Origin of the sequence: Stutzerimonas stutzeri KOS6 (genome assembly GCF_000307775.2) — a bacterium.
In the GTDB taxonomy this organism is placed as follows: Bacteria; Pseudomonadota; Gammaproteobacteria; order Pseudomonadales; family Pseudomonadaceae; genus Stutzerimonas; species Stutzerimonas stutzeri_B.
In genome coordinates, this window is record NZ_KK020679.1 from 92,362 (window position 1) to 117,534 (window position 25,173).

Here is a 25,173-nt window from a genome sequence, read left to right on the forward strand (position 1 = left end):
ACTATAAGGAACCAGGCTTCCATGGGCGAACTGGCCAAAGAAATCCTCCCGGTCAATATCGAAGACGAGCTCAAGCAGTCCTACCTTGATTACGCCATGAGCGTGATCATCGGCCGTGCGCTGCCGGACGCGCGCGATGGCCTGAAACCGGTACACCGTCGGGTGCTGTTCGCCATGAGCGAACTGGGCAACGACTGGAACAAGCCGTACAAGAAATCCGCCCGCGTGGTCGGTGACGTGATCGGTAAATATCACCCCCACGGTGATTCGGCGGTATACGACACCATCGTGCGGATGGCACAGCCGTTCTCGCTGCGCTATATGCTGGTCGATGGCCAGGGCAACTTCGGTTCGGTCGATGGCGACAGCGCTGCAGCGATGCGTTACACCGAAGTGCGCATGGCCAAGTTGGCGCACGAGCTGCTGGCCGACCTGGAAAAGGAAACCGTCGACTGGGTGCCCAACTACGATGGCACCGAGCAGATCCCGGCGGTCATGCCGACAAAGATTCCCAACCTGCTGGTAAACGGTTCCAGCGGTATTGCGGTAGGCATGGCGACCAACATTCCGCCGCATAACCTGGGCGAAGTGATCGATGGTTGCCTGGCGCTGATCGACAACGCCGATATCACCATCGACGAACTCATGCAGTTCATCCCGGGTCCCGATTTCCCCACTGCCGGTATCATCAATGGCCGTGCTGGCATCATCGAGGCCTACCGCACCGGCCGTGGCCGCATCTATATCCGCGCTCGCGCCGATATCGAAGATATCGACAAGGTCGGCGGCCGCCAGCAGATCGTCATCACCGAGCTGCCTTACCAGCTGAACAAGGCACGACTGATCGAAAAGATCGCCGAGCTGGTGAAAGAGAAGAAGATCGAAGGCATCACCGAGCTGCGTGACGAGTCCGACAAGGACGGCATGCGCGTGGTCATCGAGCTGCGCCGCGGCGAAGTGCCGGAGGTGATCCTCAACAACCTGTATGCGCAGACCCAGCTGCAGAGCGTTTTCGGTATCAACGTGGTGGCGCTCATCGATGGCCAGCCGCGCACGCTGAACCTGAAGGAGCTGCTGGAAGCCTTCGTCCGGCACCGCCGCGAAGTCGTTACCCGGCGTACCGTCTACGAGCTGCGCAAGGCGCGCGAGCGTGGACATATCCTTGAGGGACAGGCCGTAGCGCTGTCCAACATCGATCCGGTCATCGCGCTGATCAAGGCCTCGCCGACGCCGGCCGAAGCCAAGGACGCGCTGATTTCCACTGCCTGGGAGTCGAGCGCCGTCGAGGCGATGGTCGAGCGCGCAGGGGCTGATGCCTGTCGCCCTGAAGGCCTCGATCCGCAGTTTGGCCTGCGTGACGGCAAGTACTTCCTGTCGCCGGAACAGGCGCAGGCGATTCTCGATCTGCGTCTGCACCGCCTGACCGGCCTCGAGCACGAGAAGCTGCTCAGCGAATACCAGGAAATCCTCACCCAGATCGGCGAGCTGATCCGCATCCTGACCAATCCGGTTCGCCTGATGGAAGTCATCCGCGAAGAGCTCGAAGGCGTGAAGCGCGATTTCGGCGATGCGCGGCGTACCGAGATTCTCGAGTCGCGTCTGGACCTGACGCTGGCGGACCTGATCACCGAAGAAGAGCGCGTCGTCACCATTTCCCATGGCGGCTACGCCAAGTCCCAGCCGCTGGCTGCCTATCAGGCGCAGCGCCGTGGTGGTCGGGGCAAGGCTGCGACCGGTGTGAAGGAAGAGGACTATGTCGAGCACCTGTTGGTCGCCAACAGCCACACCACGCTGCTGCTGTTCTCCAGCAAGGGCAAAGTGTACTGGCTGAAGACCTACGAGATTCCCGAGGCCTCGCGTACGTCGCGTGGCCGCCCGCTGGTCAACCTGTTGCCGCTCGATGAGGGCGAGCGCATCACCGCGATGCTCCAGGTCGACCTGGAGGCGCTGCGCAAGCAGGCGGCCGAAGGCGATGACGAGCTGGATGACGCCGATGGCCTGGTCATCGAGCACGATGATGCCGACGACGTCGAAAGCGATGATGCCGACAGCGACGAGAAAGACGAGCCGACTGGCTCATACATCTTCATGGCAACTGCCAACGGTACGGTGAAGAAGACTCCGCTGGTGCAGTTCAGCCGGCCGCGTACGTCCGGTCTCATCGCGCTCAAGCTGGAGGAGGGCGATACCCTGATCGCCGCCGCCGTCACCGATGGTGCCCAGGAAGTGATGATGTTCTCCGACGGTGGCAAGGTGATCCGCTTCAAGGAAAGCAAGGTTCGCATCATGGGCCGCAACGCCCGTGGCGTGCGCGGCATGCGCCTGGTCGAAGGCCAGCGGATCATCTCGATGCTGATCCCGGAGCCTGGCGCCCAGATCCTGACCGCTTCGGTGCGTGGCTATGGCAAGCGCACCTCGATGGAGGAGTTCCCGCGCCGCGGTCGTGGCGGCCAGGGCGTCATCGCCATGGTGACCAACGAGCGCAACGGTGCGTTGGTTGGTGCCGTGCAGGTGCTCGAGGGCGAGGAGATCATGCTGATCTCCGACCAGGGCACGCTCGTGCGGACCCGTGTCGATGAGGTGTCTTCGCTGGGCCGCAATACTCAGGGCGTCACGCTGATCAAGCTGAGCAAGGGCGAGCATCTTGTTGGCCTGGAGCGTGTGCAGGAGCCGTCCGAGGAAGATGTGTTGGAAGACATCGAGGCATTGCTCGATGACGAGGCCCTCGAGAAGGAAATGCCTGTCGTCAGCGCCGAGCCTGGCGAAGATGAATTGCTTGGCGGTGGCGGCGATGTGTCTCCGGATGTGCTGCCTACCGACGACCAAGACTGATTGACGTAGGCCTATCCCAAAGCAGCACACCGGGCAGGCGGTAGCGAGGCGGTCGGTAGAGGTACCGGTCGTCGCATCCCGGGAATCAATATCGAGCAAGAGCGAGAGAACAGCAGTGAGCAAACGCGCCTTTAACTTCTGTGCCGGTCCGGCTGCGCTTCCCGAAGCCGTCCTTCAGCGCGCCCAGGCCGAGCTTCTCGACTGGCACGGCAAGGGCCTGTCGGTCATGGAGATGAGCCACCGCAGCGACGATTACACCGCCATCGCCGAGAAGGCAGAGCAGGATCTGCGCGATCTGCTGGCGATTCCGTCGAACTATAAGGTTCTGTTTCTACAGGGTGGCGCCAGCCAGCAGTTCGCCGAAATCCCGCTGAACCTGCTGCCCGAGGATGGGGTTGCCGACTACGTCGATACCGGCATCTGGTCGCGCAAGGCGATCGAGGAAGCGCGTCGTTTCGGCAATGTGAATATCGCGGCGACTGCCAAGGCCCACGATTACTTCGCGATTCCCGGGCAGAATGACTGGCAACTGAGCGATCACGCCGCGTATCTGCACTACGCAAGCAACGAGACCATCGGTGGCCTGCAGTTCGACTGGGTTCCCGAGCTGGGTGATACGCCTCTAGTCGTCGACATGTCGTCCGATATCCTCTCACGGCAGATCGACGTGTCGAAGTTCGGCCTGATCTACGCCGGCGCGCAGAAGAACATCGGCCCGTCCGGGCTGGTGGTGGTCATCGTTCGTGAGGACCTGCTCGGTCGCGCGCGCTCGGCCTGCCCGACCATGCTCGATTACAAGGTCGCGGCGGACAACGGCTCGATGTACAACACGCCGGCAACCTTCTCCTGGTACCTGTCGGGGCTGGTCTTCGAATGGCTGAAGGAGCAGGGCGGCTTGGCGGCAATGGAGCAGCGCAATCGCGCAAAGAAGGACATGCTCTACGGCGCCATCGATGCCAGCGATTTCTACACCAACCCGATTGCCGTCAATGCGCGCTCCTGGATGAACGTACCGTTCCGCCTTGCCGATGAGCGTCTGGACAAGCTGTTCCTGGCTGGTGCGGATGCGCGGGGCCTGTTGAATCTCAAGGGTCACCGCTCCGTTGGCGGCATGCGTGCGTCCATCTATAACGCTGTCGGGCTGGACGCCGTCGAGGCGCTGGTGGCCTATATGGCCGAGTTCGAAAAGGAGCACGGCTGATGAGCGACGTCGATCAGCTGAAGGCGCTGCGGGTCCGAATCGACAGTCTCGACGAGCGGATTCTCGAGCTGATCAGCGAGCGCGCCCGTTGCGCTCAGGAAGTGGCCCGGGTCAAGACCGCGGCGTTGGCCGAGGGCGAGTCGGCGGTATTCTACCGCCCGGAGCGTGAAGCCTGGGTGCTCAAGCACATCATGGAACTCAACCGCGGGCCGCTCGACAACGAGGAAATGGCGCGCCTGTTCCGCGAGATCATGTCGTCCTGCCTGGCGCTGGAACAGCCGTTGCGGGTCGCTTATCTGGGTCCGGAAGGCACCTTCTCCCAGGCCGCTGCGCTCAAGCATTTCGGCCATGCCGTGATCAGCACGCCGATGGCGGCAATCGACGAAGTCTTCCGTGAAGTGGTTGCCGGGGCAGTGAATTTCGGTGTGGTGCCGGTGGAGAACTCCACCGAAGGTGCGGTCAACCATACGCTCGACAGCTTCCTCGAACACGACATCGTCATCTGCGGTGAGGTGGAGCTGCGCATTCACCACCATCTGCTGGTGGGCGAGACGACCAAGACCGATCGGATCACGCGCATCTATTCTCATGCGCAGTCGCTGGCGCAGTGCCGCAAGTGGCTCGACGCTCACTATCCGAATGTCGAGCGGGTGGCGGTTTCCAGCAACGCGGACGCGGCCAAGCGGGTCAAGAGCGAGTGGAATTCGGCGGCAATCGCGGGCGACATGGCGGCCCAGTTGTACGGCCTGACCAAGCTGGCAGAGAAGATCGAGGATCGCCCGGACAATTCCACGCGCTTTCTCATCATCGGTAGTCAGGAAGTGCCTCCGACCGGCGACGACAAGACATCGATCATCGTCTCGATGCGCAACAAGCCGGGGGCGTTGCATGAGCTGCTGGTGCCGTTCCACACCAACGGCATCGACCTCACGCGCATCGAAACGCGGCCGTCGCGCAGCGGCAAGTGGACCTACGTGTTCTTCATCGACTTCCTCGGCCACCATCAGGACCCGCTGATCAAGGACGTGTTGGAGAGGATCGGCCAGGAAGCGGTGGCCCTGAAGGTGCTGGGTTCTTATCCCAAGGCCGTACTTTAATTGCGGCTCCAGGCTGCAGGGGGCGGGCAACAGGCGAGAGGCTTGTGCCGGCGACCTGAGCCTGCGGCCTGAGGCTATTCTATGAGTTGTGATTTTCTTGCCCTGGCTCAGCCGGGAGTGCAAAAGCTGTCGCCGTACGTGCCGGGCAAGCCGGTCGACGAGCTGGCGCGCGAGCTGAACCTGGACCCTGCGGGGATCGTGAAGCTGGCCAGCAACGAGAACCCCCTGGGTCCCAGTCCGAAAGTGCTGGCGGCCATCCAGGCCGAGCTTTCGGAGCTTACCCGCTACCCTGACGGCAATGGCTTCGCGCTCAAGCAGCGACTCGCGGAGCGTTATTCTGTCGGCATCGATCAGGTCACGCTGGGCAACGGCTCCAACGATATCCTGGAACTCGTCGCTCGCGCCTACCTGGCGCCGGGGCTCAATGCGGTGTTCAGCGAACATGCCTTCGCCGTCTATCCGATTGCGACTCAGGCGGTTGGTGCGCAGGGACGTGCCGTGCCGGCGAAGAACTGGGGGCATGACCTCGAGGCGATGGCCGCCGCGATTGATGAGGATACGCGGGTCGTCTTCGTCGCCAACCCCAATAACCCTACGGGAACCTGGTTCGACAGCGCTGCGCTGGGCGCATTTCTCTCGCGTGTACCAGCCCATGTCCTGGTGGTGCTGGACGAGGCCTATATCGAATATGCCGAGGGTCAGGAGCTGCCGGACGGACTGGCGTTTCTGTCCGACTATCCCAACCTGCTGGTTTCGCGCACCTTCTCCAAGGCATACGGGCTGGCAGCATTGCGGGTCGGTTATGCGATCTGTTCGCCAGCAATCGCCGACGTGCTGAACCGCGTCCGCCAGCCATTCAACGTGAACAGCCTGGCGCTGGCCGGTGCCTGTGCGGCGCTGGATGACGTCGAGTATCTCGTCGCCAGCCGCAAGATGAATGATGCCGGGATGGCTCAGCTGGAAGCGGGCTTCCGTCAGCTGGGGCTGGAGTGGATTCCGTCACGCGGCAATTTCATCGCAGTGGACTTTGCCCGTGATGCCGCGCCGATCAATCAGGCGCTGTTGCAAGCGGGGGTGATCGTGCGCCCGGTAGCCGGCTACGGAATGCCCACGTTCTTGCGTGTCTCCATTGGTACCGAGCAGGAAAACGCGCGCTTGCTCGACGTGCTGAAGCAGGTGCTCGGGAAGTGAGCTGCCTCATTGCCGCCCAACCGGTCGCGCCTGCTCTCAATCGTCTGGTAGTGATCGGGCTCGGCCTGATTGGCGGCTCGTTCGCCAAGGGGTTGCGTGAGACCGGCCTGTGCCGCGAGGTGGTCGGTTTCGATCTGGATCCCCGCTCACGCGAACTGGCCGTCGAACTGGGCGTGGTCGATCGTTGCGCCGACACGCTGGCCGAGGCCTGTCGCGAAGCGGACGTGATTCAGCTCGCGACGCCGATTCTTGCACTGGAGCGGTTGCTCGGCGAGCTGGCGAAGATCGAACTGGGTGATGCCGTGATCACTGATGTCGGCAGTGCCAAGGGCAATGTCGTGCGCTGCGCGCGGAAAGTGTTCGGCGAAATGCCGCCGCGCTTTGTCCCGGGGCATCCCATTGCGGGCTCTGAGGCCAGCGGCGTGACGGCGGCCAATAGCACCTTGTTTCGCCGGCACAAGGTGATCCTCACCCCGCTGGACAATACCGATCAGCAGTCGCTTGCGCTGGTCACCAGGCTGTGGTCGGCGCTTGGGGCTGATGTCGAACACATGGGTGTAGAGCACCATGACGAGGTGCTGGCTGCCACCAGTCATTTGCCGCATCTGCTGGCCTTCGGCCTGGTTGATTCGCTTGCCAAACGCCATGAAAATCTCGAGATTTTTCGCTACGCGGCAGGCGGCTTTCGTGATTTCACCCGCATTGCCGGTAGTGATCCGGTGATGTGGCATGACATTTTTCTCGCCAATCGCGAGGCCGTTTTACATACCCTCGATGATTTTCGTGCCGATCTCGACGCGTTGCGCGCCGCGGTCGATGAAGGAGACGGGCACAGGTTGTTAGGTGTGTTCACACGCGCCAGGGCTGCCCGAGAACATTTCAGCAAAATACTGGCTCGCCGAGCCTATGTGGACGTTATGCATTCCAATGACCTAGTTTTCCTCGCCAACCCCGGTGGCAGCCTGACTGGCCATCTGCGGGTCCCTGGCGACAAATCCATCTCCCATCGTTCGATCATGCTCGGTTCTCTGGCCGAGGGCGTGACGGAGGTCGAGGGTTTCCTCGAAGGCGAAGATGCCCTTGCCACCATTCAGGCCTTTCGAGACATGGGCGTAGTGATCGAGGGGCCACAGCAGGGCCGCGTGACAGTCCATGGCGTTGGCTTGCACGGGCTGAAGCCTCCGCCTGGCCCGATCTATCTCGGTAACTCCGGCACTTCCATGCGGCTGCTCTCCGGCTTGCTTGCTGCGCAGCCGTTCGATACCACGCTGACCGGCGATGCATCGCTGTCCAAGCGCCCTATGAATCGCGTCGCCAAGCCCTTGCGTGAGATGGGAGCCGTTATCGAGACGGCGCCCGAAGGGCGCCCGCCGCTGACCATTCGTGGCGGCCAGCGGCTATCCGGCATGCACTACGAAATGCCGATGGCCAGTGCGCAGGTCAAATCCTGTCTGCTGCTGGCCGGCCTGTATGCGGCTGACCAGACTTCTGTGACCGAGCCGGCGCCGACTCGTGATCATACCGAGCGGATGCTTCGGGGCTTCGGCTACCCGGTAACGGTCAAAGGCAGTACCGCGAGCGTCGAGCCCGGGCACAAATTGCGCGGCACCCATATCGAGGTCCCTGCCGATATTTCTTCCGCGGCATTCTTCATGGTGGCGGCGAGTATCGCGCAGGGGTCCGAGATCGTGCTCGAGCATGTTGGCGTGAATCCGACCCGGACCGGCGTGATCGACATTCTCAAGCTGATGGGTGGCGATATCTCCCTGGAGAATCCCCGTGAGGTGGGCGGTGAGCCTGTGGCGGACATCCGCGTGCGTGGCGCGCAGCTCAAGGGCATCGACATTCCTGAAGATCTGGTGCCGCTGGCTATCGACGAATTCCCGGTGCTCTTCGTTGCAGCGGCCTGCGCGGAGGGGCGCACCACCCTGCGCGGTGCCGAGGAGCTGCGCGTCAAGGAGTCGGACCGCATTCAGGTCATGGCTGACGGACTGCAGACCTTGGGCATCCAGGCAGAACCGACTCCAGACGGCATTGTCATCGAGGGAGGGGCGATTGGCTCCGGAGAGGTGTGGGCGCATGGCGATCATCGTATAGCCATGTCGTTCAGCGTGGCGGCGCTGCGTGCCAGTGGTCCGATTCGCATCCACGATTGCGCGAACGTGGCGACGTCGTTCCCCAACTTCCTCGACCTGGCCCAGCGGGCCGGGATGCACGTTCATTCGGAGGGCGCTTCATGATCAAGCCCATACCGGTCATCACCATCGACGGGCCGAGCGGCTCCGGGAAGGGGACGGTCGCGGCATTGCTCGCCGGGCAACTCGGCTGGAATTTTCTCGATTCAGGTGCCTTGTATCGTCTGCTGGCCTTTGCCGCGCGCAACCATGGTGTCGACCTCACCAACGAAGAAGCGCTGAAGGTACTGGCCGAACACCTCGACGTGCAGTTCGGCGCAGCCCGCGACGGGCATGGCATGATCATCACTCTGGAAGGGGAGGAGGTCACCGAATCCATCCGCAACGAGAGCGTCGGCGCTGGTGCATCCCAAGTGGCAGCGCTGCCGGTCGTCCGTACTGCACTGCTGCAGCGGCAGAAGGCGTTTCGCGAGTTTCCAGGGCTTGTAGCGGACGGTCGTGACATGGGCACGGTCGTCTTTCCTGATGCGCCGTTGAAGATATTCCTCACCGCGAGTGCGGAGGAACGGGCGCGCAGGCGCTTCTTGCAGTTGAAGGCACGAGGTGATGATGTTAATCTCGCGAGTCTTCTTGAGGAGATCCGGGAGCGCGACGATCGCGATACCCAGCGTGCGGTGGCCCCGCTGAAGCCGGCAGACGATGCCATTCAGCTGGATTCCACTACACTCTCCATCGAAGACGTGCTGCAACGAATTCTGAGCGAAGTCGCCGACCGCGATTTGGCTGGATGAGCGGAGCTGCCGAAAGGTGGCCAGACGGACTTCGAGGCTGGCGCAGCCAATAGGATGTGCGGCCCCGGGCCGTTAACAAGGAGGCATGTGGGAGACCAGATCCAGTCCCGCAGGCCTTTTTTTATATGAATGAACCCACATTGTCTGGGATGTGGAGATTGGGCGGATCCTCGCCTGAAAACAGCAGGAATCAACATGAGCGAAAGCTTCGCAGAACTTTTTGAAGAAAGCCTTAAATCCCTCGACATGCAGCCGGGTGCCATCATCACCGGCATCGTGGTCGACATCGACGGTGACTGGGTCACCGTGCATGCCGGCCTCAAGTCCGAGGGCGTCATCCCGGTCGAGCAGTTCTACAACGAGCAGGGCGAGCTGACCATCAAGGTGGGTGACGAGGTTCACGTTGCTCTGGACGCGGTTGAAGATGGCTTTGGCGAAACCAAGCTGTCCCGTGAAAAAGCCAAGCGCGCGGAATCCTGGATTGTTCTGGAAGCGGCTTTCGCTGCAGAAGAAGTGGTCAAGGGTGTCATCAACGGCAAGGTCAAGGGTGGCTTTACCGTCGATGTCAACGGTATCCGCGCGTTCCTGCCGGGTTCGCTGGTCGATGTCCGCCCTGTGCGCGACACCACCCACCTGGAAGGCAAAGAGCTCGAGTTCAAGGTCATCAAGCTCGACCAGAAGCGCAACAACGTTGTCGTTTCCCGTCGCAGCGTGCTGGAAGCCGAGAACAGTGCCGAGCGCGAAGCTCTGCTCGAGTCCCTGCAGGAAGGCCAGCAGGTCAAAGGTATCGTCAAGAACCTCACCGACTACGGTGCGTTCGTTGATCTGGGCGGCGTCGATGGTCTGCTGCACATCACCGACATGGCCTGGAAGCGCATCAAGCATCCGTCCGAGATCGTCAATGTTGGCGACGAGATCGATGTCAAGGTGCTGAAGTTCGACCGCGAGCGCAACCGCGTATCGCTGGGTCTGAAGCAACTGGGCGAAGACCCATGGGTTGCCATCAAGGCTCGCTACCCGGAAGGCACCCGCGTGCAGGCGCGCGTCACCAACCTGACCGATTACGGCTGCTTCGCCGAGCTGGAAGAGGGTGTCGAGGGTCTGGTGCACGTCTCCGAAATGGACTGGACCAACAAGAACATCCACCCGTCGAAGGTCGTTCAGGTCGGCGACGAAGTGGAAGTCATGGTTCTGGACATCGACGAAGAGCGTCGTCGTATCTCCCTGGGCATCAAGCAGTGCAAGTCCAATCCGTGGGAAGACTTCTCCGGCCAGTTCAACAAGGGCGACCGCATCTCCGGCACCATCAAGTCGATCACCGATTTCGGTATCTTCATTGGTCTGGACGGCGGCATCGACGGTCTGGTTCACCTGTCCGACATCTCCTGGAACGAGCAGGGTGAGGAAGCTGTCCGCCGCTTCAAGAAGGGCGACGAGCTGGACACCGTCATTCTGTCGGTCGATCCGGAGCGTGAGCGCATCTCCCTGGGCATCAAGCAGCTGGAAGACGATCCGTTCTCCAACTATGCCGCCGTCAATGACAAGGGCAGCATCGTTCGCGGTACCGTCAAGGAAGTTGATGCCAAGGGTGCGATCATCGACCTGGGCAACGATATCGAGGCCACTCTGAAGGCTTCCGAAATCAGCCGCGACCGCGTTGAAGATGCACGCAACGTGCTGAAGGAAGGCGACGAAGTCGAAGCCAAGATCATCAGCATCGATCGCAAGTCCCGCGTGATCAGCCTGTCCATCAAGTCCAAAGACGTCGAAGACGAAAAGGATGCGATGAAAGAGTTGCGCACCAAGCAGGAAGTAGAAAGCACCGGTCCGACCACCATTGGTGATCTGATCCGTGCTCAGATGGAAAACCAGAACTAAGTTCGGGTTCTTCATGAAAAAGGGCGACTTCGGTCGCCCTTTTTTGTGTCTGCGAGAAAGCGCTCGAACGATGAAGCCATTCGGTAGAGTCGCGGGATGTTCGTCTAGCCTTTGGCCTTCTCCATGGCAAGCGCCTGGTTGACAGCCAGCCAGCCATCCACGGCCTGCTCGCCGACATCATTGAAGGCGCGTTGAAGCAGGCGGACCTGCTCCCTGCGTAAGGCCTGCTCCAGCTTCGCCCCTTCTGCGGTAAAGCGCAGCATGCGCTTTCGCTTGTCATCTTCGGCGGTGAGGCTTTCGACCAGATGCATCTCGATCAGCTGGCGCATCGGCGTATTCAGTGCCTGTTTGGAAACGCCGAGATAGCTCAATAGCTCCTTGACACTCAGGTCCGGATAACTCGCGATGAAGAACAGGATGCGGTGGTGTACGCGGGACAGGCCGCGGCGGGCGAGCATTTCGTCAGGCTTGGCCGTGAAGGCCTGATAGCCGAGAAAGAAGCTCTCCATGATCTGGCGCTGCACTGCGCTTTTTTTTAGGTCAGGCATATTGACGTATTTGTCTTGAGAGGCGTAATTTCGGTCAAGAAGTTTGACTTGTTTTGCAGCGCCTCGCATCTGGTATGAAAATGGCCTTCTCCGAACGCATTACTCGCCTTAAAAGTTCTCTCATTCGTGAAATCCTCGCTGCAGCCCAGCGCCCGGAAGTAATGTCCTTCGCTGGCGGACTGCCGGCCGAGGCGATGCTGCCCGCGGTCGATTGGACCGAGCTGCCGGCTGGCATGGGGCAGTACGGCATGAGCGAAGGCGAGCCTGCTCTTCGTGAGGCTCTCGCCGCGCAAGCACGAGCTTTAGGCGTGCCCTGTGAGGCGAGCCAGGTGCTGATCGTCAGTGGCTCGCAGCAGACGCTGGACCTCGCATCGAAGCTTTTTATCGATTCGGGTACCGAGGTGCTGGTCGAGGCGCCAACCTATCTCGCCGCGCTACAGTCCTTTCAATTGTTCGGAGCCGAATGCCTGGCGGTTCCCCAGCAGGTCGATGGACCGGATCTGGCTACCCTGCGCGCCACGCTGGAGCAGCACCAGCCTGCCTTCGCCTATCTGATTCCCACATTCCAGAATCCTTCTGCAGTTCGCTACAGCGAGGACAAGCGTGACGCCGTCGCCAGCCTGCTCGACGAGTTTGGCGTGACGCTGCTGGAGGATGAACCATACCGGGAGCTGGTTTTCGATCAGGGCAGCGCCAGGCCCATCGTTTCACGTCTGCAACGAGCAAGCTGGATTTACACCGGCACCGTATCCAAAACGCTGCTGCCTGGGTTGCGCGTCGGCTATCTGATCGCCTCGCCGGATCTGTTCCCTTATTTGCTACGACTGAAGCAATCGGCTGATCTGCATACCAATCGGATCGGACAATGGCAGGCGCTGCAGTGGCTGGGTAGTGAGCGTTATCGAGAGCATCTTGCGGAGTTGCGGGACTTCTACCGTGTTCGTCGTGATGCCATGCAGGCTGCGCTCAGCGAGCATTTCGGCGATCTGGCGACCTGGCAGCTGCCGCAGGGCGGGCTGTTCTTCTGGCTGACGCTGAAGCAGCCGCTGGATACCCGAACCCTGCTTGATCAGGCGCTCGCCAATGATGTGGTGTTCATGCCCGGCGAGCCCTTCTTCGTGGACCCGGATGCCAATCCCGGTTACTTGCGGCTGAACTTCAGCCATGTTGCCGCTGCGAGAATGGAAGAAGGGGTACGTCGTCTGGCGCAGGTCATCCGCGAAGCTAAAGCGCTGGAAGCCGCCTGAGGAATATCGTGACCTGCTTTGCGGGTCGATCGGAGGGATCATGTTGAAAGTCTATGGTGATTACAGATCGGGTAATTGCTACAAGGTCAAGCTGATGCTGCATTTGCTGGACCAGCCATACGAATGGATTCCTATCAATATCCTCCGCGGTGAGTCCCGTTCCGAGGAGTTTCTCAAGAAGAACCCGAATGGCAAGATTCCGGTTCTGGAACTCGAGGATGGAGCCTGCCTGTGGGAGTCCAACGCTATCCTCAACTATCTGGCCGACGGTAGCGAGTTCCTGCCAACGGACCCGCGGCTGCGCACTCAGGTGCTGCAGTGGCAGTTCTTCGAGCAGTACAGCCATGAGCCATTCCTGGCTGTCGCCCGCTATATCAAGGTGTATCTCGGCATGCCCGAGGATCGCCGGGAGGAATACCAAGCCAAGCAGCTCGATGGCTACCACGCGTTGAACGTAATGGAGCAGCAGTTGCTACGCACGCCCTACCTGGTGGGTGAGCATTACTCGATTGCCGACGTTGCACTGTATGCCTACACGCATGTGGCTGAAGAGGGAGGCTTCAGCCTCGAGGACTACCCTGCAATTCGCCGATGGCTGGAGCGTGTCGCCAGCCATCCACGGCATGTCGGCATGTACGATTGAACGAAAAGCAGGGCCGCAAGGGCCCTGTCTTACTGTGGGAGCGGCGCTACTTCACCAGGCCGAGAAACTCGCTGCGGGTCGCGGCGTTATTGCGGAACTGACCCAGCATCACCGATGTGACCATCGACGAGTTCTGCTTCTCCACGCCGCGCATCATCATGCACATGTGCTGGGCTTCGATGACCACCGCAACGCCAGATGCGCCGGTGACTTGTTGCATCGCTTCGGCGATTTCGCGAGTCAGGTTTTCCTGGATCTGGAGTCGACGAGCATACATATCCACGATGCGAGCCACCTTTGATAGTCCAAGTACCTTGCCGTTAGGCAGGTAAGCGACATGGGCCTTGCCGATGAAGGGCAGCATGTGGTGTTCGCACAGCGAGTACAGCTCGATATTCTTGACCAGCACCATCTCGCTGTTATCTGAGGTGAACAGCGCGCCGTTGGTGACTTCCTCGAGGGTTTGCTGATAGCCCTTGCACAGGTACTGCATGGCTTTGGCGGCGCGCTTGGGCGTGTCGAGCAGCCCTTCGCGGCTAACGTCCTCGCCGAGTTGGCCGAGAATCGCGGTGTAGTGTTGTTCCAGGGACATTGAACTACCTGTCAGGGTTCATGGGGCGCAGACGCGCAGGGTAGGTTGAGGCCGCTCCGCTGGCAAGTGTGTCGAGTAGCCGCCAGCACGCCATCTGGAGTTCGGCTATTCGTCACGACCTTCGAGCATGGTGCGCTTGAGCATCACATAGACTGCTCCGGTCCCGCCATGACGTGGCAGGCAGGAGGTGAATCCCAGCACCTGAGGGTGCTGTCGAAGCCAGGTATTGACGTGGCTCTTGATCAGCGGCCGCTTGCCATCCACTCTGGCCGCTTTGCCATGAGTCACGCGGACGCAACGAATCTCGAGCTTCGTGGCTTCGGCGATGAAGTCCCACAGCTGTTCGCGCGCCTTCTCCACGGTCATGCCGTGCAGATCCAGACTCCCCTCGAATGGAATCTGGCCGGCTTTCAACTTGCGCACCTGGCTGTCCTGAACGCCATCGCGAGCCCAGTAAAGCTCATCTTCGGCACCAACATCGATGACGAACTGATCGGATAGACCGTCGACACGAGCCGTTTCATTACTGACGGTGGCATTGCTGCGGCGGGTCGCGATCTGCTCACGATTGCTGCGTGCTTTACCGATTTCGGCGCGGTCATGCCGGATCGGCCTGACGCCGCGCACTGCCGATTGGAATAAGGAAAAGTCGTCGTCTTGCATGGGGCCTCCGAACCGGGCGCCAGTTTACCCCAGCCGAGGTGGTTGGCGAATGCCATCCCTTGCCCCTGGGGGTTCGTGACGCATCGTCCTGACCAGCTGCAGCGACGAGACGAAATGCTGCCAGCGAAAGACGATGGTCAGATACCCATGCGATCGTCTTTCGTAGGCCGATAGGCGCATGCAAATTCAGTCGGCAGAAGCGTGGGCGTCAGCGTCTCAGGGCGTCGACATTCGGAACGCAGACGGCGAAATTGTCTGCGAGGATGGTCATTTCCATGCGGTGGACCTGCTCGGCATCGATGCTGCCATCACCCATCGGCAGATCGCGGGTTGCGCAGGCGCTGTCGACCAGAGTGCAGCGGTAGCCGTAGTCCTTGGCGGCTCGTACCGTGGTACTGACGCTCGAATGGGTCATGAAGCCGCACACGATCAGGTCGAGACGGCCGAGTTTCTGTAGCAGTTCGTGCAGTTCGGTACCGGAAAAAGCGTTGGGCAGTCGCTTTGCCACGATGGACTCGCCGGGCTGGGGTGCCGCTTCGGGCATTATCTGTCCGCGAAACCCCTGCGGGTCGAACAAGCCGCCACTGATGCCCAGGTGGTGGACGTGAACGATGGGGGCGCCGGCTTCCCGTGCGGCAGCCAGCAGGCGAGCAATTTCCGGCAGCGCCCGATCCAGGGCTGGCAGCGCAAGAACTCCGCTGCGGTATTCCTCCTGCACGTCGATGACCAACAGGGTGGCGTTCGTCAGCGCCGCCGGGTTATAGCTGCGACCACTGAGCTGGAGCATGGTCTGTGGCTTGGTCATTGTCGACTCCTTGTGCTGTGAGGGGGCTGATTGTGGCGCCAGATCGTCCGGATGTGAACCGTCTGCGCAGTGTTTCGTTAGTGACCCGTGAGTCGAACCGTCATCGCCTCGACCGACTGTGACGTGCGATGTTCGGCACAGGCCCGGGACAGTAACGCGCTCACCGGCCGTGCGCTTGAGGACGATAGCAAGGCTGCGGGCTGGCCTGGCGCGCAGTCATGCAAGCCATTGCCGGCGTGGTTCGAGTTTCCGGTTGCCTGTTAGACTTGCGCCTTTTTTACAGGGGATTTGCTCTTGACTGCTTCGCTCTCCCGTTTGCGCACCCTGCGCGATTACATCCGCTGGGCCGTCAGTCGATTTCAGGCGGAGCAATTGTTCTTCGGTCATGGCACCGACAATGCTTGGGACGACGCGCGCCAGTTGGTGTTGGGCGCACTGCATCTGCCCTGGGAAATGTCCGACAGCTATCTGGACTGCCGCCTAGAGGCAGACGAATGCGAATACCTGCAGGCTTTGCTGCGGCGTCGTATCGATGAGCGTGTACCGACGGCCTATCTACTGGGGCAGGCATGGTTCTGCGGTCTGCCGTTCATCGTGGACGAGCGGGTGCTGGTACCGCGATCCCCCATAGCAGAACTCATAGAGCATCGTTTCGAGCCCTGGTTGGCGAAGACGCCCGCGCGGATACTGGATCTCTGCACAGGCTCTGGTTGCATCGGCATCGCCTGCGCCTACGAGTTCCTCGAGGCGGAAGTGGTGCTGGCCGATCTGTCGTTCGATGCGCTCGAAGTGGCCAACCGCAATATCGAGCAGCATGGGCTGGACGATCGTGTTTATACCGTTCAGAGCGATGGGTTCGATGCTCTGCCCAAGCAGCGCTTCGATTTGATCGTTTCGAATCCGCCGTATGTCGATGCCGAGGATTTTGCCGACATGCCCGATGAATTCCGGCATGAGCCGGCCCTTGGGCTGGCTTGCGGTGACGATGGCCTGGATCTCGTGCGCCGCATGCTGGCAGAAGCAGCGGATCACCTTAGCGATGATGGCGTGCTGATCATTGAGGTGGGTAACAGCCAGGTTCATGTTCAGGCGCTGTACCCGGAAGTGGATTTCACCTGGTTGGAGTTCGCGCGCGGTGGGCATGGTGTATTTCTGCTGGCAGCGAAGCAGTGCCGTGATCATCAGGCGCTGTTCCGCGCTCGCCTGACGAATAGTTAAGGGCTGTGCGCATAGCTGGGCTGTGCGCATAGCTGGGCTGGGCGGATACGTCAGCGGGGCACGAAAAAGCGCCCGTGTTCCGAGCGTTTGCCCTTGCAGGTGGTCTGTTGCTTTGACGTCCGATCCTCATGCGGTGCTGCGTTAGCTTTGCCCTTGCCTGATGGATCGTCGTAGTGCTCAAGCCGCACTCACTGAACTCCAGTATTTCAAGCGGACGGACCATGGCAGGCATCACCGTAGAGCCCATCACCTTCGTCCTGTTCGGCGCCTTGGGCGATCTGGCGCTGCGCAAGCTGTTTCCAGCGTTGTACCAGCTGGACCGCGCTGGGCTGTTGCACGCCGACACGCAGATCCTGGCTTTGTCGCGAGACAGCGGCGAGCCCGCCGCGCAGAAGGCGCGAATCGAGCAGGCGCTGCGCATGCGGATTGTCGCAGGCGAGCTCGATGAGCTGGCACTCGAGTGCTTCATTGGCAGACTGCATTACCTGTCCATGGATTTTCGCCGGGGTGAGGATTACGCAGCGCTTGAAGAATGTGTAACAGCTGGGCTGCCCCTGATCGCCTATCTTGCGACCCCTGCGGCCGTATACGGGGACATTTGCAGATTCCTTGCCGCGGCTGGGCTCGCCGAACAGACGCGGATTGTGCTGGAAAAGCCCATTGGACATGACCTGCATTCCTCTCGCGTCATCAACGATGCGGTTGCCGAGCATTTCCCGGAGAGCCGCATCTATCGCATTGACCATTATCTGGGCAAGGAAACCGTTCAGAACCTGATCGCGCTGCGATTCGCCAACAGTCTGTTCGAAACACAGTGGAACCAGCACCACATTTCTCATGTGGAAATCACGGTTGCCGAAACCATAGGGATCGAAGGGCGCTGGGGATATTTCGATCAGGCCGGCCAATTGCGTGACATGGTGCAGAATCATCTGCTGCAGTTGCTGTGCCTGATCGCGATGGACCCGCCTAGCAACCTGACGGCTGACAGTATTCGCGACGAAAAGGTCAAGGTGCTCAAGGCACTCGCTCCGATCACGGCGCAAGATATCCATCAGCGGGTCGTCCGCGGGCAATATGCGGCTGGGAACGTAGAGGGTGTTACGGTGCCTGGATATCTGGATGAGGAAAATTCCAATAGCCAAAGCAGTACCGAGACATTCATAGCGTTGCGGGCAGATATCTGTAACTGGCGTTGGTCAGGCGTGCCTTTTTATCTGCGCACCGGTAAACGCATGGCACAGAAGCTTTCGCAGATCGTCATTCACTTCAAGGAGCCGCCTTTTTATATCTTCGCGCCCGAGCAGCGCTCACTGATCAGCAATCGCCTGATCATCCGGCTGCAGCCTGACGAAGGCATTGCGCTGCAAGTGATGACGAAAGAGCAAGGGCTCGACAAAGGCATGCATCTGAGAAGCGGCCCGTTACAACTGAATTTTTCCGAAACCTACAAGAGCGCTCGTATTCCGGACGCTTACGAGCGCCTGTTGCTTGAGCTCATGCAGGGCAATCAGAATCTGTTCGTGCGACGGGATGAAGTCGAGTACGCCTGGCAATGGTGCGATCAACTCATTGAAGGCTGGAGTCGACTCGGCGCTGAACTCAAGCTTTACCCGGCTGGCTCATGGGGGCCGGTCGCTTCGATTGCAATGATTACACGTGACGGGAGGGCGTGGTATGGCGATCTCTGAACTGGATCTTCCCACCGGTGTGGTGGCGCATAGCTCGGCCAATGTGCAGCGACAGGCTGAACTGATGGCGGACAATGTCGCCAAGGCACTGGCATATGCTGTGCAGACCCATGGTCTGGCCAGTCTCGTTGTGTCCGGCGGGCGCAGCCCCGTTCCTTTTTTCGAGGCGCTCTCCCGGCGTGAGCTGAACTGGTCGCGGGTGCAGATTTGTCTGGCGGACGAGCGCTGGGTGCCGCCCAGCGATGCCGCCAGCAACGAGGGTCTGGTGCGTCGCTATCTGTTGCAGAACGAGGCGCGCGAGGCTCGCCTGTTAGGGCTCTATCAGCCTGCCGACACCCTTGCGCAAGCGGCGACGCTCGCGGACAGGACGTTGGCGCAGCTGCAGCGCCCGATCGACGTGCTGGTCCTGGGGATGGGAGATGACGGCCACACCGCTTCGCTGTTCCCCGGGAACCCGGAGCTTGCCCGCGCCTTGCGCGCGGACTGTGAGGCGCGCTGCCTGCCCATGTTGGCACCCACCGAGCCGCAAGAGCGGCTCAGCCTGACTTACCCGTTGCTGGCAGGCTCACGAATGCAGTGTCTCGCCATACAGGGTGCGAACAAGCTGGACACCTTGCGCACAGCGTTGGGCGTCGATCCGCTGCAGATGCCGATCCGGGCGCTCTTGCATTCACCGCTCGAGATTTACTGGTGCCCGTGAGGGCTGAGGACTCCTGCATGAACATGACTCAGAAAAATGCTCTGATCGAACGTATTTGTGTCGAGGCGCGGATCTTGCCGGTTATCACGATTGGCAGCGAAGCGCAGATCCTGCCGCTCGCCGACGCACTGGCAGCCGGCGGCCTGCGTACATTGGAGATTACCCTGCGCTCCAGCCATGGGCTGACGGCGATCCGCCGGTTGCGCGCAGAGCGCCCCGAGCTCTGTATTGGCGCAGGAACCGTACTGGATCGACGCATGATGGATGAGGTCGAGGCAGCAGGAGCGCAATTCATCGTCACGCCTGGCTCTACACGAGAAATGCTGGAAGCGGGGCTAAATTGCTCGGTTCCGTTGCTGCCCGGTACCGGCAGCGCCTCGGACGTCATGGAAGGCTATGCTCTGGGCTATCGTCGTTTCAAACTTTTTCCCGCCGAGGTCTGCGGTGGCGTTGCCGCGCTGAAGGCCTTGGGCGGTCCGTTCACCGATGTTCGCTTCTGTCCGACCGGCGGTATCAATGCAGCCAATGCCGCTCAGTACCTGACGCTGCCCAACGTGATGTGCGTAGGGGGGACATGGATGATCGACAGCGAGCAGCTGACCAGTGAAGATTGGTCCGGCATCCAGCAAAAGACGGCCGAAGCCCTCGTTGCGCTGAGCTAGCGCCGGCCTGCGCATTGTCTTTGATCTCGACTGTGGTTGGTGCAACGTCTTCGATGCGCGTATGATTCGCGCCCTTTCAATCGGAATGCCACACCGGGAGGTGCCCAGATGACCGAGCACGAAGAAACAAGCACTCACGTAACGCACGGCGAAAAGCTGCAGAAAGTCCTGGCCCGCCTGGGCATGGCATCGCGCCGCGATGTTGAAAAATGGATCGTCGAGGGCCGGGTCAAGGTCAACGGTGCTGTTGCCAGCTTGGGGCAGCGCGTCGATTCCCACGATGCGATTGCGGTGGACGGCCGGCTGCTCAAGCGGGAAGAAGCCAGCGAAGTGGTTCGCCGCGTGCTGATCTATAACAAGCCTGATGGCGAGATATGCACCCGCAACGATCCGGAAGGTCGGCCGACCGTGTTCGATCGCTTGCCCCGACCCAAAGAAGGGCGCTGGATCAACATTGGCCGCCTCGATATCAATACTACCGGCCTTCTTCTGTTTACGACTGACGGCGAGCTGGCCAATCGGCTGATGCACCCTTCTTATGAGATGGATCGCGAGTATGCGGTTCGGGTGCGTGGCGAAGTCGACGATGAAATGATTGAGCGGCTCAAAACCGGCGTGATGCTGGAAGATGGTCCGGCCCGCTTCACCGACATCCAGGAAGCACCTGGCGGTGAAGGCTTCAACCATTGGTATCACTGCGTGGTGATGGAAGGCCGTAACCGTGAGGTCCGCCGGCTGTGGGAATCTCAGGGGCTCGTCGTGAGCCGATTGAAGCGCGTTCGTTTCGGTCCGGTGTTCATGACATCCGATTTGCCGATGGGCCGTTGGCGAGAGATGTCGCAAACCGAGGTAGATATCCTCAGTCAGGAGGTCGGGCTCAAGCCGGTCGCGCTGCCGAGCATGAAGGCCAAGGCCAAGGAAAAGATCGACCGTATGCAGCGCAAGGTGGCCAAGCCGCTGGGGCGCGGTGAGCGACGCCCGCGGATATTGCGTTCGGCGAACGAGGCCGATGTGCCTGCCTCTGAAAACCCGAGGGCCCCAAGGGGCGATCAAGGCGGGCGCAAGCCTCGCGTTAGCGAGGGGCGTAATGACAAGGGCCGGGGCACACCCGTCGCGGAGCGTCCGGGCGATGCGCGCAAGGGTGGAAAACGCAACGATGGGGCCGGCCGTTCGTCAGGTCCTTCCAGAAAGCCCGCCGGTGATGGCCAGCGCCCGGGTTTCGGTCGGGATCGCACCAAGCGCCCCTGATCGACTCCTGCACAAAGCGCAGTTGGATGGTCTGTCCAACTGCGCAGCCACTTCGCGACACTTGGCTATTTCGTCTGTGCATCCAGTGCCTGGCCGTTGACCCCGATGCTGTCCGGACCCATCAGGTACAGGTAAACGGGCATGATGTCAGCCGGAAGCGGATTGGCTGTCGGATTCTCGCCAGGATAGGCCTTTGCCCGCATGTCCGTGCGGGTTGCGCCGGGGTTGACGCTGTTGGCCCGAATCGGTGCAGTGTCATCCACTTCATCGGCAAGCACCTGCATCATGCCCTCGGTAGCAAATTTCGAGACTGCATAGGCTCCCCAATAGGCGCGTCCTTTGCGGCCGACACTGCTTGATGTGAAGATCACCGAGGCGTCTTTGGCGAGCTTGAGCAGTGGTAGCAGAGTGCTGGTCAGCATGAACATTGCGTTCACATTCACCTGCATCACCCGCATGAAGTTGTCTCCAGACAACTGCTCTAGCGGTGTGCGTGGGCCGACGATCGCTGCATTGTGCAGCAGACCGTCAAGGTGCCCGAACTCTTGCTCGATCATGGCCGCCAGTTCGTCGTACTGGTGTGGCAATGCGGTTTCCAGGTTGAACGGGATAACGGCGGGGCGCGGATATCCTGCCGCTTCGATATCGTCGTAGACGCGATTCAGATTGTCTTCGTTCTTGCCCAGCAACAGCACAATTGCGCCATGCGCGGCATAGGCTTTCGCGGCAGCTTCGCCGATGCCGCGACCGGCTCCGGTAACCAGAATGATACGCCCTGCGAGCAGGTCGGGGCGGGCGGAGTACTCGAACATCGGTTGCCTCGTAAATCGTTATGGTGTTTGTTTGCGCTCAACAGCTGATGTCGAGCGGTTAGCACCGTGGTTGGCGTTTTAACAGCTGCACAGTGCCCTATCCAGGATTTGCCGGAGCTCCAGCGGATGATCCACCACGACGTCCGCGCCCCAATTGCTGGGGTTGTCTTCGGGATGGATATAGCCATAGCGAACTGCGGCTGTCCTGCTTCCCGCTGCGCGGCCGGACTCGATGTCCCTGAGGTCGTCACCAACGAACAGGACGGCGGAAGGATCCAGATCGAGCTGCTTGCATGCCAGAAGCATGGGCTCGGGGTCGGGTTTACTGTTGGTGACGTGGTCTGGGCAGACCAGGACGGCCGATCGCGAGGCGAGACCCAACTGCTGCATGATTGGCTCGGCGAATCGCAGTGGCTTGTTGGTTACGACACCCCAGCGCAGGTTTGATCGCTCGATCTCGTCCAGAAGCTCGGCCATGCCGTCGTACAGGTGACTGTGTATGGCGCAATGTTCCTGATAGCGCGCCAGGAACTCGAGGCGCAACTGCTCGAACTCGTCAGAGAAAGGATCGACGTCGAACGCACCGAGTACCATCGCTCTGGCGCCACCCGAGACTACGTCGCGTATCTGTTGTTCGGACACTGGCGGCAGGTCGCGGACAGCCCGCATGGCTTGTGCCACGGCTATGAAGTCGGGAGCGGTATCGAGCAGGGTACCGTCCATGTCGAAGAGAACAGCGCGCAGGCGCATCACGCCTCCTTGATGGCCTGGACCATATAGTTGACATCGACGTCCGCAGAAAGCTTGTAGTGCTTGGTCAGCGGATTGTAGGTAAGCCCGATGATGTCCTTGACCGCCAGGCCGGCTTCGCGGCTCCAGGCCCCAAGCTCCGATGGGCGGATGAATTTCTTGAAGTCGTGCGTACCACGCGGTAGCAGTTGAAGCACGTATTCCGCCCCAATGATGGCGAACGCATAGGCTTTCGGGTTGCGGTTGATCGTCGAAAAGAACACATGGCCGCCCGGCTTGACCAACGTGCAACATGCCTGAATGACCGATGCCGGATCGGGCACGTGCTCGAGCATCTCGAGGCAAGTGACGACATCGAATTGCCCCGGCGCTTCCTTCGCCATGGCTTCGGCGGTTATCTGCCGGTAGTCGATCTCGAGTCCGGATTCGAGAAGATGCAGGCGGGCCACTGACAGCGGTGCTTCCCCCATGTCGATACCGGTCACCTGGGCTCCCCGGTGGGCCATGGCTTCGCTGAGAATGCCGCCGCCGCAGCCAATATCGATGACCTTCTTTCCGGCCAGAGAGATATGCTCGTCTATCCAGTTCACGCGCAGCGGATTGATCTCGTGCAGCGGTTTGAATTCGCTTTCGCGATCCCACCAGCGATGTGCAAGGGCTTCGAATTTAGCAATTTCAGCGTGGTCGACATTGCTCATGGTGCGGTCCGTTTAAAGCTTGATGGGGAAGCTTGAGCTGCAAGCGCTCATGTTGCCAGCTTCGAATATGGAAGGGGCCTCGCTGCCCCTGCCGTTCATATGTCAGTTTGTCGCGCTAGAACGTTTTGCCCTCATCGACACCTGTTCGTGCTAGCGATTCGCTCGCCCCAGCGGCGAGCGTCTGCGATAACACGTTGTTCGTCCATCCGGGTCAGGCAACCGTCCTGGAGTAGTTGCTTGCCGCCAACCCAGAGATGCCGTGCCGAGTCCCTTCCGGTGGAGTAGATCAGTTGGGAAACGGGGTCGTATATGGGTTGTTGAGACAGGCCGGACAGATCGAACGCTACCAGATCGGCAAATTTGCCAATCTCCAGCGAACCGGTGTGATCGTCGATGCCCAATGCGCGCGCGCCATTGAGCGTAGCCATGCGCAAAGCACGATGCGCGTCCAATGCAGTGGCCGAGCTGGCAACTGCTTTGGCCAGCAAGGCGGCGGTACGGGTTTCGCCCAGCAGATCCAGATCGTTGTTGCTTGCTGCGCCGTCGGTCCCGATCGCCACGTTGACTCCGGCCTCCCATAAACGCTCAACGGGGCAGAAGCCACTGGCTAGCTTGAGATTGGATTCCGGGCAGTGAATTACGCTGCAGTTATGCTCTGTAAGCAACGCAAGATCTTCATCGTTGACCTGAGTCATATGCACCGCCTGGAAGCGAGGCCCCAGTAACTGCAATCTTGCAAGTCGAGCCAGTGGTCGCTCGCCATAAGCCTGCAGCGCTTCCTGAATTTCATGCGCGGTTTCATGGACATGCATGTGAATGCCGGTATCCATCTCTGCCACCAGAATTCGGATGCTCTCGAGCTTGTTGTCCGTAATCGAATAGGGCGCATGTGGGCCGAAGGCGATGGTGATGCGGGGGTGATGCTTGAGGTCGTCGAAAAGGGCGACGCCTTTTCGTATCGCTTCGTCAGCATCCCGCGCCCCAGGAACGGGGAAATCCAATACCGGAACGGTGATCTGTGCTCGCACGCCGTGCTTGTGTGCCAGTTCGCTCACTACACCGGGATAGAAATACATGTCCGAAAAGCAGGTGATCCCGCTTTTCAGCTGTTCGGCGATGGCCAGCTCGGTACCGCATCGCACGAAATCCTCATCGACCCAGTGCGATTCGGCGGGCCAAATGTGGTCCTGAAGCCAGCGTTGAAGCGGTAAGTCGTCGGCAAGACCTCGAAATAGCGTCATCGCCGCGTGGCCGTGTGCGTTGATCAGGCCGGGCGCGAGTAGCATTCCCTCGAGATCTCGGGTCTCGTTGGCAGGGTGCTTGAGCGCCTCGGTTCGCGGGGCGACAAGTGCGATACGTCCGTCCCGTATGCCGAGTCCGTGGCCTTTCAGTACTACCCCTGCTGGCTCTACTGGAACAAGCCAGGTTGGAAATAGCAGCAGATCTAACGGAGGATAGCTTTGCCGGGACATGGGAAGCCGTGGCTGGAGTAGGGCGTTTAGTGTAATGGCTGGAGGTGCTGGATTGAAGACAGCTGTTCGGAGTCTCCTGTGCTGCGTGTGTTTCCTCTCCTCTATATATAGTGCTCGTGGGTCGGGAGCGGGCAGGAATGTTTTTGAAATAAACGGTTGACGTTGATTCTCAGGCCCCTATAATGCGCACCACTTCCGGCGCAGTCCTTAAGCAAAACCTCTTGTAAATCAAAAGGTTAGCGAAAAAAAAGGGTTGCACGGATGGCGGATTCGAGTAGAATGCGCCGCGCTGACAGGGT

Annotated in this window: 22 protein-coding genes; 14 read left to right on the forward strand and 8 right to left on the reverse strand. The window is 60.4% G+C overall.

What is annotated here, in order from left to right:
• The first annotated feature begins 21 nt into the window (after window positions 1-21).
• The 7 genes from gyrA to rpsA all read left to right on the forward strand — a co-directional run bounded on the left by gyrA (window position 22) and on the right by rpsA (window position 11,125).
• Window positions 22-2,832 (forward strand): DNA gyrase subunit A, encoded by a 2,811-nt coding sequence (gyrA, locus tag B597_RS45900; protein WP_003296672.1) that lies wholly within the window; start codon window positions 22-24, stop codon window positions 2,830-2,832.
• A gap of 115 nt (window positions 2,833-2,947) precedes the next feature.
• Window positions 2,948-4,033 (forward strand): 3-phosphoserine/phosphohydroxythreonine transaminase, encoded by a 1,086-nt coding sequence (gene serC / locus B597_RS45905; RefSeq protein WP_003296670.1) that lies wholly within the window; start codon window positions 2,948-2,950, stop codon window positions 4,031-4,033.
• The gene (gene pheA / locus B597_RS45910; protein WP_003296669.1) at window positions 4,033-5,130 is read left to right on the forward strand and encodes a prephenate dehydratase; all 1,098 of its coding nucleotides are present in this window, start codon (window positions 4,033-4,035) and stop codon (window positions 5,128-5,130) included. The genes serC and pheA overlap by 1 nt, the downstream gene beginning before the upstream one ends.
• A gap of 81 nt (window positions 5,131-5,211) precedes the next feature.
• Complete coding sequence (hisC, locus tag B597_RS45915) at window positions 5,212-6,321, forward strand: histidinol-phosphate transaminase (protein WP_003296667.1); 1,110 nt, start codon at window positions 5,212-5,214, stop codon at window positions 6,319-6,321.
• Window positions 6,318-8,561 carry a bifunctional prephenate dehydrogenase/3-phosphoshikimate 1-carboxyvinyltransferase gene (locus B597_RS45920; protein WP_003296666.1) on the forward strand — a complete coding sequence of 748 codons (2,244 nt, stop codon included), beginning with the start codon at window positions 6,318-6,320 and terminating at the stop codon, window positions 8,559-8,561. Before hisC ends, B597_RS45920 begins: the two co-directional genes overlap by 4 nt.
• Window positions 8,558-9,247: a (d)CMP kinase gene (cmk, locus tag B597_RS45925; RefSeq protein ID WP_003296665.1), complete on the forward strand. Its 690-nt coding sequence runs from the start codon at window positions 8,558-8,560 to the stop codon at window positions 9,245-9,247. Before B597_RS45920 ends, cmk begins: the two co-directional genes overlap by 4 nt.
• A gap of 195 nt (window positions 9,248-9,442) precedes the next feature.
• Window positions 9,443-11,125, forward strand: coding sequence for a 30S ribosomal protein S1 (rpsA, locus tag B597_RS45930; RefSeq protein WP_003296664.1), 1,683 nt, complete (start codon window positions 9,443-9,445; stop codon window positions 11,123-11,125).
• 104 nt (window positions 11,126-11,229) lie between these two features.
• Here the strand turns inward: rpsA and B597_RS45935 are convergent, their stop codons facing one another.
• The gene (locus B597_RS45935) at window positions 11,230-11,673 is read right to left on the reverse strand and encodes a MarR family winged helix-turn-helix transcriptional regulator (RefSeq protein WP_031323869.1); all 444 of its coding nucleotides are present in this window, start codon (window positions 11,671-11,673) and stop codon (window positions 11,230-11,232) included.
• Window positions 11,674-11,753: 80 nt separating this feature from the next.
• Here B597_RS45935 and B597_RS45940 point away from each other — a divergent pair, with 80 nt between their 5' ends.
• The gene (locus B597_RS45940) at window positions 11,754-12,920 is read left to right on the forward strand and encodes an aminotransferase-like domain-containing protein (RefSeq protein ID WP_003296662.1); all 1,167 of its coding nucleotides are present in this window, start codon (window positions 11,754-11,756) and stop codon (window positions 12,918-12,920) included.
• 40 nt (window positions 12,921-12,960) lie between these two features.
• Window positions 12,961-13,563, forward strand: a complete 603-nt coding sequence (locus B597_RS45945) for a glutathione S-transferase family protein (RefSeq protein ID WP_003296660.1) — start codon at window positions 12,961-12,963, stop codon at window positions 13,561-13,563.
• A 46-nt stretch (window positions 13,564-13,609) separates the two neighbouring features.
• On the opposite strand, the gene folE is transcribed toward B597_RS45945, so the two are convergent.
• The 3 genes from folE to B597_RS45960 all read right to left on the reverse strand — a co-directional run bounded on the left by folE (window position 13,610) and on the right by B597_RS45960 (window position 15,623).
• The gene (gene folE / locus B597_RS45950; protein ID WP_003296659.1) at window positions 13,610-14,155 is read right to left on the reverse strand and encodes a GTP cyclohydrolase I FolE; all 546 of its coding nucleotides are present in this window, start codon (window positions 14,153-14,155) and stop codon (window positions 13,610-13,612) included.
• Window positions 14,156-14,260: 105 nt separating this feature from the next.
• On the reverse strand, window positions 14,261-14,818 hold the full coding sequence (locus tag B597_RS45955) for a Smr/MutS family protein (protein WP_003296657.1): 558 nt from the start codon (window positions 14,816-14,818) through the stop codon (window positions 14,261-14,263).
• Window positions 14,819-15,026: 208 nt separating this feature from the next.
• Window positions 15,027-15,623, reverse strand: a complete 597-nt coding sequence (locus B597_RS45960; protein WP_003296655.1) for a cysteine hydrolase family protein — start codon at window positions 15,621-15,623, stop codon at window positions 15,027-15,029.
• A gap of 294 nt (window positions 15,624-15,917) precedes the next feature.
• Here B597_RS45960 and prmB point away from each other — a divergent pair, with 294 nt between their 5' ends.
• From prmB to rluB, 5 genes are all read left to right on the forward strand, one after another.
• Window positions 15,918-16,841 carry a 50S ribosomal protein L3 N(5)-glutamine methyltransferase gene (gene prmB / locus B597_RS45965; protein ID WP_003296654.1) on the forward strand — a complete coding sequence of 308 codons (924 nt, stop codon included), beginning with the start codon at window positions 15,918-15,920 and terminating at the stop codon, window positions 16,839-16,841.
• Between the two features lie 221 nt (window positions 16,842-17,062).
• On the forward strand, window positions 17,063-18,532 hold the full coding sequence (gene zwf, locus B597_RS45970; protein WP_003296653.1) for a glucose-6-phosphate dehydrogenase: 1,470 nt from the start codon (window positions 17,063-17,065) through the stop codon (window positions 18,530-18,532).
• A complete protein-coding gene (gene pgl, locus B597_RS45975; RefSeq protein ID WP_003296652.1) occupies window positions 18,519-19,232 on the forward strand; it encodes a 6-phosphogluconolactonase in 714 nt (237 codons plus the stop codon). Before zwf ends, pgl begins: the two co-directional genes overlap by 14 nt.
• 17 nt (window positions 19,233-19,249) lie before the next feature.
• Window positions 19,250-19,894, forward strand: a complete 645-nt coding sequence (locus B597_RS45980; RefSeq protein WP_024162592.1) for a bifunctional 4-hydroxy-2-oxoglutarate aldolase/2-dehydro-3-deoxy-phosphogluconate aldolase — start codon at window positions 19,250-19,252, stop codon at window positions 19,892-19,894.
• 108 nt (window positions 19,895-20,002) lie between these two features.
• On the forward strand, window positions 20,003-21,142 hold the full coding sequence (gene rluB, locus B597_RS45985) for a 23S rRNA pseudouridine(2605) synthase RluB (RefSeq protein ID WP_003296649.1): 1,140 nt from the start codon (window positions 20,003-20,005) through the stop codon (window positions 21,140-21,142).
• A 65-nt stretch (window positions 21,143-21,207) separates the two neighbouring features.
• On the opposite strand, the gene B597_RS45990 is transcribed toward rluB, so the two are convergent.
• The 4 genes from B597_RS45990 to B597_RS46005 form a co-directional block, all read right to left on the reverse strand.
• Window positions 21,208-21,954: a YciK family oxidoreductase gene (locus B597_RS45990; RefSeq protein WP_003296648.1), complete on the reverse strand. Its 747-nt coding sequence runs from the start codon at window positions 21,952-21,954 to the stop codon at window positions 21,208-21,210.
• A gap of 78 nt (window positions 21,955-22,032) precedes the next feature.
• On the reverse strand, window positions 22,033-22,704 hold the full coding sequence (mupP, locus tag B597_RS45995) for an N-acetylmuramic acid 6-phosphate phosphatase MupP (protein ID WP_003296647.1): 672 nt from the start codon (window positions 22,702-22,704) through the stop codon (window positions 22,033-22,035).
• A complete protein-coding gene (gene ubiG, locus B597_RS46000; RefSeq protein ID WP_003296646.1) occupies window positions 22,704-23,402 on the reverse strand; it encodes a bifunctional 2-polyprenyl-6-hydroxyphenol methylase/3-demethylubiquinol 3-O-methyltransferase UbiG in 699 nt (232 codons plus the stop codon). The genes mupP and ubiG overlap by 1 nt, the downstream gene beginning before the upstream one ends.
• Before the next feature lie 131 nt (window positions 23,403-23,533).
• A complete protein-coding gene (locus B597_RS46005; RefSeq protein ID WP_031323871.1) occupies window positions 23,534-24,874 on the reverse strand; it encodes a TRZ/ATZ family hydrolase in 1,341 nt (446 codons plus the stop codon).
• Window positions 24,875-25,173: the final 299 nt, after the last annotated feature.